Annotated in this window: 4 protein-coding genes; 2 read left to right on the forward strand and 2 right to left on the reverse strand. The window is 42.1% G+C overall.

Annotated features, from left to right (window positions below; genetic code table 11):
- Positions 1–54: 54 nt before the first annotated feature.
- Both phoR and phoB read right to left on the reverse strand, forming a co-directional pair.
- Positions 55–1,392 carry a phosphate regulon sensor histidine kinase PhoR gene (phoR, locus tag Phpb_RS04500; RefSeq protein WP_065389341.1) on the reverse strand — a complete coding sequence of 446 codons (1,338 nt, stop codon included), beginning with the start codon at positions 1,390–1,392 and terminating at the stop codon, positions 55–57.
- Between the two features lie 23 nt (positions 1,393–1,415).
- Entirely contained in the window at positions 1,416–2,105 is a 690-nt protein-coding gene (gene phoB / locus Phpb_RS04505) for a phosphate regulon transcriptional regulator PhoB (protein ID WP_065389342.1), read from the reverse strand.
- A gap of 304 nt (positions 2,106–2,409) precedes the next feature.
- Here phoB and sbcD point away from each other — a divergent pair, with 304 nt between their 5' ends.
- Both sbcD and Phpb_RS04515 read left to right on the forward strand, forming a co-directional pair.
- Positions 2,410–3,645 (forward strand): exonuclease subunit SbcD, encoded by a 1,236-nt coding sequence (gene sbcD, locus Phpb_RS04510; RefSeq protein ID WP_065389343.1) that lies wholly within the window; start codon positions 2,410–2,412, stop codon positions 3,643–3,645.
- Positions 3,642–7,328, forward strand: coding sequence for an AAA family ATPase (locus tag Phpb_RS04515; RefSeq protein ID WP_065389344.1), 3,687 nt, complete (start codon positions 3,642–3,644; stop codon positions 7,326–7,328). Before sbcD ends, Phpb_RS04515 begins: the two co-directional genes overlap by 4 nt.
- The last annotated feature ends 383 nt before the right edge of the window (positions 7,329–7,711 follow it).

Consider the following 7,711-nt stretch of genomic DNA (forward strand, 5'->3'; position numbering starts at 1 on the left):
ACTATATGATTTGCGTTTTTTTTAACCTGAAAAAATAATAATCAATTGCGAAGATTAATTATTACTGTTAATCAAACTATTCCTATCTCTTCTGCTGGTTATTTTAACAGGTACAATCAATCCTGGCGGTAAAGTAAAACTAAAGGTCGTCCCTTTCCCTATTTCGCTGGAAATTTCAAGATGAGAATGATGATGATGTAAGGCATGTTTCACAATCGCAAGACCAAGACCGCTTCCTCCTGTTTGTCTAGAGCGTGCTTTATCCACCCGATAAAAACGTTCGGTCAAACGAGGTAGATGTTCAGCACTGATGCCTTGCCCATTATCTTTCACAGTAAATTCAGCGCCGTGGGAATTCTTTTTCCAACTGACATCAATTTGAGTCCCTTTCGGGGTATGATTAACTGCGTTATAAACCAAATTCGACATTGCACTGCGAAGCTGCTCTTCATTGCCGAACACTTTTAGCCCTTCGCCAATATCAAAATTAATCTTATAACATTCATTACCCAGTGCCGTGGCTTCCTGACGCAATACTTTAAGCATCAAAGGCACATCAACCACTTCATTCATATCAATCTGGGGAGCGACTTCAATTTTAGACAGTTGCAACAATTGTTTTACCAAACTGTCCAGCCTTCGAGTTTGCTCCTGCATCGTATTCAACGCTTTCTTACTTAGCGGATTATCCTCTGCCTGATCCTTCATCATTTCCAAATAACCCTGCAAAACGGTTAAAGGAGTACGCATTTCATGACTGACATTGGCAAAAAAGTCACGACGGGCATTTTCTAGTGTTCGCTTCTGAGTCACATCTCTGGCAACCATTAAGAATTGGCCCTCAGTATAAGGCATCACCCGGAACTCAACCGTGAAACCATTATTTAATTCAATGGATAAAGGACGTGAAAAATCTCTGGAAAGGATATATCGGCTAAAATCAGGGTAGCGGAGTAAATTAAAAATATGCTGCCCATTGTCTTCAGGCCAACGAAAACCGAGTAAATGTTGCGCCAGGCGGTTACACCAGAAAATATGACCTTCTGTTGTCATCATCACAATAGCATCGGGCAATGATTCCGCCCCGCTACGAAACCGTTTGATCAACAGCGCCAGCTCACGACGCCGTTTTCGATTCCGTTGCTGCATCTGGTGAATACCATAAAAAATTGGCTCCCACCCTCCTCGCCCCGACGGCGGCAACATACTGCGATCCAGCCATAGCCAATTCGACAGTTTTAGCAAGTTATAACCATGCCATATCAGCACCAAAAACATCGCAACAAATAAACACCAAGATAAATGACCGATAAATATCGACAAAATTAACGCGGGCAAACAAAAGAGAAACAGTTCTGAAACCAGTTTCTTCCAGGATAAACGTTCTAACACATTAGATTCTCCGGTGCGTGGATTTAGTAACGGGTAGAAAAACGGTAACCCGTACCACGAACGGTCTGCACCATTTTATCATGGCCGCCAATCTCTAATACTTTACGTAAACGGCGGATATGGACATCAACAGTTCTATCTTCAACATAAACATTTGCGCCCCAAACATAATTAAGCAACTGTTCACGGCTATAGACCCGTTCAGGGTGAGTCATAAAGAAGTGCAATAATTTAAATTCCGTCGGCCCCATATCCAATGCTTTATCCTGACTGGTCACCCGATGGGAGGTTGAATCCAAAATCAAGCCATTCATTTCGATAATATCTTCCATTACCATCGGTGAAATACGCCGTAATACAGCTTTAACTCTGGCAACCAGCTCTTTAGGGGAGAAAGGCTTGGTGATATAGTCATCCGCCCCAACTTCGAGGCCACGCACCCGATCTTCCTCTTCACCACGGGCAGTCAGCATCATCACCGGAATATCGCGGATACTATTATTCCGTTTCATCTGCTTAATTATCTGCAAACCAGAGCCGCCGGGAAGCATCCAATCCAACAACACTAAATCAGGATATGGCTCAGATAAACATGCCAACGCAGAATCATAATCCTCTGCTTCTACCGGCTGATACCCGTTTTTTTCCAGAACAAAACAGACCATCTCACGAATCGGAGCTTCATCTTCAACTACCAGAATGCGTCTTGCCATGATTAATCCCGTTAATATATTGAGTTGACATCCACTACGCCTTAAAGAACGAGGTTTTACGGCGCACCTGATAACAGACTAATTTGAAAAAGCATTATGCGTCAGTTTTATGACAAATTTATGAAATCCTGCCTTGGTTATCCGCTATCTGCAATCTATTTCGCAATAATTAATTTAACAATTGTCATATTTCATAATGAATGCGAAGCCGCTCGGAGATATATTCAAGAGATTGGATTTAAAAGCGACATTCAGAATATAGCGATTATAATCATGCTTCACTCTAACCAATGACGGCGAAACTATGCGTATTATTCACACTTCGGACTGGCATCTCGGCCAATATTTTTTTACAAAAAGCCGGGCTGCTGAACATCAACATTTTCTGTGCTGGCTGATTAAACAGATCGAAAACTACCAAGCCGATGCATTAATTGTTGCCGGAGATGTATTTGATACCGGCTCACCGCCTAGCTACGCCCGTGAGCTATATAATCGCTTTATCGTTGAACTACAGCCTACCGGTTGTCAGTTAATTATCCTTGGTGGTAACCATGATTCAGTCGCAACATTAAATGAATCAAAAGAACTCCTTTCCTGCCTGAATACCACCGTTATCTCTCACGCAGAAAAAGATCCACAAAAACAGATAAAAGTACTCACCACCAAACAAGGCAATGCCGGTGCAATTCTTTGTACAATCCCTTTTCTGCGGCCAAGAGATATTATGATCAGCCAAGCTGGTCAGTCAGGAGAACAAAAACAAGTCGTATTACAAGAAGCCATTGCAAAACACTATCATCGACTCTATCAGCAAGCGTGTGAATTACGTGATGAATTGAATTTGCCTTTACCTATCATTGCTACCGGACACCTAACGACCGTTGGCGCCACGGTTACAGATTCAGTGCGGGATATTTATATCGGTACATTGGACGCATTCCCGGCACAAGCGTTCCCGCCGGTAGACTATATTGCCCTTGGGCATATTCACCGGCCGCAAATTGTGGCTAAATCTGAACATATTCGCTACAGCGGCTCCCCGATTCCTCTTAGTTTCGATGAAGTCGGGCAAGAGAAAAGCGTCTGTTTGGTGGAATTTACCCAAGACAAACTAGAATCTATTAAGCTTTTACCCATTCCACAATATCAGCCCATGCAACTTATCAAGGGCAATCTACAACAGATTGAGCAACAGTTAAAAACTTTTAATGACCATCAAGGAGAGCAACCCGTCTGGCTGGATATTGAAGTTGCCACCCAAGATTACCTCCATGATATTCAGAAAAGAATTCAATCAATGGTTGCAGAGCTTCCTGTCGAAGTGATTCTGCTACGACGTAGTAAGACACAGCAGCAAAATAGGCTAGCGCAAGAAAACAGAGAAACCCTGACAGAACTTAGCGTTAATGAGGTTTTTGCCCGACGACTTGCCCAATCAGCACTCGAAGATGAAGAACATAAAAGACGTCTGACTACTCTTTTCGAACAAACAGTGAACGATATCTATCAGGCTAAAAACAAGGAGGAGCAGGCATGAAGATTTTGAGTCTACGGCTAAAGAACATTAATTCATTACAAGGTGAATGGAAAATTGATTTCACAGCAGAGCCGTTTGCCAGCAATGGTCTGTTCGCCATAACCGGCCCTACCGGTGCTGGCAAAACCACCTTGTTGGATGCAATCTGCCTTGCGCTTTATCACGAAACCCCACGCTTAACGATTTCTACCTCACAAAATGAGCTAATGACCCGACACACCGCGGAATCATTAGCTGAAGTTGAGTTTGAAGTGAAAGGTGTCGCTTACCGTGCTTTCTGGAGCCAACGACGAGCGCGTAATCAACCGAATGGCAATCTGCAAGCCCCTAAAGCGGAGCTAGCACTCAGTCACAACGGCAAAATTCTGGCCGATAAGCCACTAGATAAAAAAGAGAAAATCATTGAAATTACCGGATTAGATTACGGCCGTTTCACCAAATCTATGTTGCTCTCCCAAGGGGATTTCGCCGCTTTCCTCAATGCTCAGCCAAACGAACGGGCTGATTTATTGGAAGAGTTAACCGGTACTGAAATTTACGGAATTTTATCTCAACAAATCTACCAACAACATAAACAAGCACAATCAAAGCTGGATATTCTGCAAGCCAAAGCATCCGCCATTGATTTGTTAACAGCAGAGCAACATCAACAATATCTGGAACAACAGCAACAGCTCACCCATGCTGAATTACAGCTCAATCAGCAGATAAAAACAGTGCAACATTCGGCACAATGGCTGACACGTGAGGAAGAACTTAAGCAACTTGTTACTGAAAATAACGCTTCCTTACAACAGGCAGAAAAGGCGCTTACTCACGCAGAGCCGCAACTGCAAAAACTGGCTATCAGTGAACCGGCAGAAACATTGCGCCCATTGCTGGATGATAAAAACCGAACGCAATATGAACATCAGAGAATCAGCAAACAGTTGGCAGAGATGCATCAGCAACTTCAACAACAACAACAGACGCTCACGCCGACACAGCAAAACGTGACTCATGCAGATTCTGCCAGAACCGCACACCAACAACACCGGCAACAACAAGAAAAGCTGATAACAGAACAGGTGATTCCATTAGATCATCAAATTGCGGTGCAGATTAAAGAACTCAATCTTACTCAGCAACAAATCAACGAACAGAAAACCGCACTTGAAAACCGTTGTCAGCAATATGACACCGCAAATCAGCGCGCCCTATCATTCATCAATCAAAGAAAACAACTGGAAAACTATTTCGAACAACAACCTTATCATCAATATTTCGGTGAAAAGCTGGCTTTTTGGCAACATCAATTCTCCTGGCGGCAAGAACAGCAGCAACAAATTGATCACCAAACGCAAAAAATTGGCGAACTCACCGCCGAAATCGCGCAACTTAACGATAATCTGAACAAACAAGGAGAAGATTTAAAACAACAGATTGAAAATAACCAACCGCTGGAACTGGCATTTGAACAAGCTAAGCAACAATTTTTTACTCTGCAAAAACAATATTCGCCGGAGAAATTAAAAAAACAATTAACTCGATATCAGGAACAGCTACCGCTGCAACATAAACTGGAAATCTTGTCGCCGCAACTCTTGCAATTACAAGCCGCTATTGCCAATCACCATATTCGCTTACAACAACCGGAAAAATTATTAAAGGAACTTCCTGTTCAAATTGAATCCATCGATAAACAACTCTCAGACAAACAGCAACATTTAGCCGATCTGACTCAACGTATTCAGTTAGAACAAAAGATTGTCAGTCTGGAAAAAGAACGGGCGCAACTCAAGGAAGGCTCCCCTTGTCCACTGTGCGGTTCTGAACATCATCCTGCCATTCAAGCTTATCAAAATATTGAACTGCCAAAATCAGAACAACGGTTAAAAGATTTACGTCTGCAATTCGACGAGTTACAAGCCACTAAAATATCATTGGTCAATAAAAAAGAGTTCCAACAGCAACAATACGACCATATTTTGCAAGAAATTGCTGATGCTGAACCACGATTGAATGTATTAACTCAACAATGGCAGGAAACTTGCGCAATATTACAGATCGACATTTCTCTTTCAGATAAACCCGCTCTCGAACTATTTGTGCAACAAAACCAATCTGCTCATCAGCTTTGCCAAACCCAATTAACCGAACTTGAACTAACAGAAAAAACGTACCAGAAAACAGAAAAAACAGTGGCCGCTCATCAAGAGCACGTTAAAGAAATTGAGCGAAATATTGAACTGAGTAAGCATCAATACAATACACTGAAAAAACACTTATCTGAACTGCAACCAGAGAGACAACAGCAGCAACATAAGCTGACGGATGTCATCGAAAAAATGACATCCGAATTACAGCAATATGATTTATCACTGCCAATGCTGAATGAAAGTGAAAACTGGCTGCAACAACGTAGAAAAGAGTGGCAGGCATATCAAAACTGTCATGAAAACTGGCAACAGATCCAAAAAGAAGAAGCGGTTATCCAAAATCAGATTGAATCATTGCATAAACAGAAAGAAGAATATATATCCCGTTTAAACGAGCTTAATCAAACAGAACAACAGCAGAAACAACAATTCGCAGAGACACAACAACAACGCAAAAAGCTATTTGGTGAACAATCCGTTACGGAAATCACTCAAGCACTACAACAACAATCTCAAAAGCTGGAGGAAATGCACAAACAGGCATTGTCACATCTGCAACAGGCGCAATCCAACATCAACCAACTAACCGGTGCTATTCATGAGACAGAAAAAAACTGTCGCCAATCTGAACAACAAAAACAGCAGGCTGAACAGAACTTCAATCTTGCGTTAGCTAAAAGCCCATTTACCGATCAACATGCCCTTGAAGCAGCACTGTTAACACAAGAACAACGTAAGGAATTGCGACAACTCAAAGAACAACTTGAACAACAGCAAATACAAGCCAACGCCCTATGCCAGAAAGCGATAGAGGCCCTGCAACAGCATCGGAAAAATCGCCCTGAATTACTTGATCAATATACAAAATCACAACTGACCGAACAGTTGGAAAGCCTTATTGATGAGCTAAAAAGAAACACCTTACAACAAGGAGAGCTGAAAAACCTGCTTGGTAATGATGCAACACGCCATCAACAGCAAAAATCCTTATTGGAAGAGATCAATCATTGCCAACAAAATTATGATGACTGGAGTTATCTTAATAACCTGATTGGTTCGGCTGATGGCGCTAAATTCCGTCGCTTTGCTCAAGGATTAACACTGGATCATTTGGTTCATCTCGCCAATCAACGGCTGAAAAAATTGCACGGACGCTACGATTTGCAACGCAAAAACAGTGATGGTCTTGAACTGCAAGTGGTTGATACCTGGCAAGCCGATGCTATTCGTGATACCAAAACGCTTTCTGGCGGCGAAAGTTTTCTGGTCAGCCTCGCCTTGGCTTTAGCACTATCTGATTTAGTCAGCAATAAAACCAGTATCGATTCACTATTCCTGGATGAAGGCTTTGGCACACTTGATCAAGAAACCCTTGATATTGCCCTTGACGCGCTGGACCATTTAAATGCTTCCGGTAAAACCATCGGTGTTATCAGCCACATTGAAGCCATGAAAGAACGGATACCCGTGCAGATCAAAGTTAAAAAAATTAATGGGCTTGGGATAAGTAAACTCTCATCTGAGTTTCGTTATGGTAAACAATAGCGGGAAACAACAAAAAGTATTCCTAAAGTGAACTGAATGCCGTTATTTTTTCCTTGAAAGGATACTCCCGCCAGCATAAAGGCGGGAAATAAATTTCGGCAAGGCATTATCCTTGCTGGTTTTGAATGTATTGCGTGGCTTACTCTCGCCAACATACATCAAGAAGCAAGAACGCCCAACGAAATGATAATTCTTCGAGCTGTTTGTTATCCCTCTTCCCCTGATGTTAAAAGCGCGTTTTACTCATAATTAGCATTCAGGAGGGAGAAGTGCATAGGTTTTGTTAAAGACGATGGGTTTAACAGGTTTAACAGGTTTAACAGGTTTAACAGGTTTAACAGGTTTAACAGGTTTAACAGGTTTAACAGGTTTAACAGGTTTAA

The organism is Photorhabdus namnaonensis (assembly GCF_001684335.1).
GTDB lineage: Bacteria > Pseudomonadota > Gammaproteobacteria > Enterobacterales > Enterobacteriaceae > Photorhabdus > Photorhabdus namnaonensis.